Source organism: Streptomyces sp. NPDC047974, from assembly GCF_040653375.1.
Lineage (GTDB): Bacteria > Actinomycetota > Actinomycetes > Streptomycetales > Streptomycetaceae > Streptomyces.
Genome location: NZ_JBEZNU010000101.1, coordinates 1 through 1,951, shown reverse-complemented (window position 1 = coordinate 1,951; position 1,951 = coordinate 1). Strand labels below are relative to the sequence as shown.

Annotated in this window: 2 protein-coding genes and 1 pseudogene; 2 read left to right on the top strand and 1 reads right to left on the bottom strand. The window is 66.1% G+C overall.

What is annotated here, in order from left to right; translation table 11 throughout:
• Positions 1–92 (bottom strand): annotated as a pseudogene (locus AB0E19_RS38550) (alcohol dehydrogenase catalytic domain-containing protein); the annotation flags it as partial.
• On the opposite strand from AB0E19_RS38550, the gene AB0E19_RS38545 reads away from it, so the two are divergent.
• Together AB0E19_RS38545 and AB0E19_RS38540 are read left to right on the top strand one after the other, a co-directional pair.
• Complete coding sequence (locus tag AB0E19_RS38545; protein ID WP_362189866.1) at positions 88–1,086, top strand: ankyrin repeat domain-containing protein; 999 nt, start codon at positions 88–90, stop codon at positions 1,084–1,086. The pseudogene AB0E19_RS38550 and the gene AB0E19_RS38545 overlap by 5 nt on opposite strands.
• Positions 1,064–1,951, top strand: an 888-nt coding sequence (locus tag AB0E19_RS38540) for a type IV secretion system DNA-binding domain-containing protein (RefSeq protein ID WP_362189863.1), incomplete at its 3' end; no start/stop codon positions are given. The genes AB0E19_RS38545 and AB0E19_RS38540, both read left to right, overlap by 23 nt.

The following is a 1,951-nucleotide window of genomic DNA, read 5'->3' as shown; positions in this document are numbered from 1 at the left end:
CAGCAGAGCAGGACCCGCTGGCCGGGGGCGAGTCCGGTGACGCCGTCGCCGACGTCGAGGATCTCGCCGGCGCCCTCGTGGCCGGGGATGAAGGAGATCGGAAGAGCGTCGCTGGCCCAGTTCTACGGGAAGCATCACGAGGCCGCCGCTGCCGCCGATGCGCGGGAAGTGTTGGACCTGGCCACGCGGTTTTGCCGAGAAGCCCAGGTTTCCGGGTTGGACACCCAGACCGACGCGGGCTTTGACTGGGTGCTGACCCCCAGCCGTTTCTCCAACCGCATTTCCCTGGAGCTGGGGCAGGGCGGCCACGCTGCGTTGCTTCAGGTCGATCCGGACCTATCCGCTCACCCGCTCGACGCAGCCATCCATGCCGGCGTGCTGGGCCACAAGCCCCTGGCCACCGCTTACGCCTTGCTCCCGGCCGAGCAGCGGGAGGGGCTGTTGAGAGAGCTGAGGGAATCCATCGACCAGGTCCAGTCGAACCGTTCCGCAGCGAAGCAGCTCCAGGCCCTCCGAGTCCTGCCTGAACTGCCGGTGCCGTCTCAGCCGCCTCTGGACATCGCCCAACTGCTCCGGCGGTTTGAGGTCCCCGATGCCCAAGCCCGGTTGGCGGCGGACCACGTCAAGGCGACCTATGGAGAAGCGCTGAACACCATGCATGGTAGCCAGGTGCTGGCAGCAGCCCATGCGCACGCCCCGCACTTGGGGCTATACGGAGCCCCTTGGCAGACGTGGCTTTGCGAGAACGCAACGACTGGGAACCTGGAGGGGGTTGAGGCCTGTTTGCGCATGCAGGCCGAGCCCAATGTGCCCGACGCCAACGGCGAGACGCCGCTACACCTCGCCGCGCGCCACGGCCACCCCGGCATCGTTCGTCGGTTGATTGAGGCCGGCGCGGACCCCGCCTTGGGGAATCCCCGCGGGGAGACCCCCCTGCATGTGGCGGCCCAACACAAACGCGCGCAGTGCTGCCTGGAGCTCATGGCCGCAGGCGCGGACCCTGGGCAGCTGGACAGCGCCGGCCGCAAACCGGGGGACGTGCATCGGGTGAGGGAGAGGGAGCATGGGCAAGCCTTCGGTCTATGACTGCTGGAGCTGGACGGTCCCGTCGAGCATCGAGCCGAGCCGCGAGGTGCGTTGTTGGCCCCAGGCGTTGCTCTCCGGTTCGGTCATCGCTGCCCTGACGTATCCGGCCGCGCTTTGGTTGGGCTGGCAGGTGCCCAGCAGTCACACCCTCATGAACTACAGCCAGGCACTGACTGGCAGCCTGGCAGCGATGGGGAACCTTGCCACCGGCACCATCTCCTTCCGAGAGCCTGCCGCGGCGTTCTGGGAGGTGGCCAAGGAGCAGGCTACGTTTGGCACATTGGCACGGGTCGGCGTTGCGGCGGGCTTGGCCGGGTGGGCGTCGGCTTGGGTAACGCGTCGGGGGCTCATCCCGCGCTCAAATACTTGGCATGTGTCCGGCGCTCAACTGCTACAGGGGAAAGAGGCCCTGACTGAAGCCCGGCGTCGTTCGCTCACGAAGAAAGAGCAGGAAGACGAGCTGCATGCCTTGTCGCTGCATCCCGACTGGATCGCAAGCAAGAAGCTGCTGGCCCGGCACATGTTCATCTACGGCAGCGTGGGCAGCGGTAAGAGCGTCATCCTCAAGCACCTGCTGGAGCAAACGGTCCGTCTCAAAAAGAAAAGTTTCATCTACGACATCAAAGGGGACTTTACGTCCATTTTTAAGCACCCGGTCATCGTCTGCCCCTTCGACAAACGCAGTTGGATCTGGGACGTGGGCCGTGACGTGGCGACGCAAACCCAAGCCGCCGCATTCTCCCAAAGCATCATCCCCCCGGAGGAGGGCAGCGGCGCATTCTGGGCGTCTGCGGCGCAAGCCTTGCTGGAAGGGTGCGTGCGCGAACTCCAGGCCACGAAGGGCAAGAGCTGGGGGTGGGCAGAG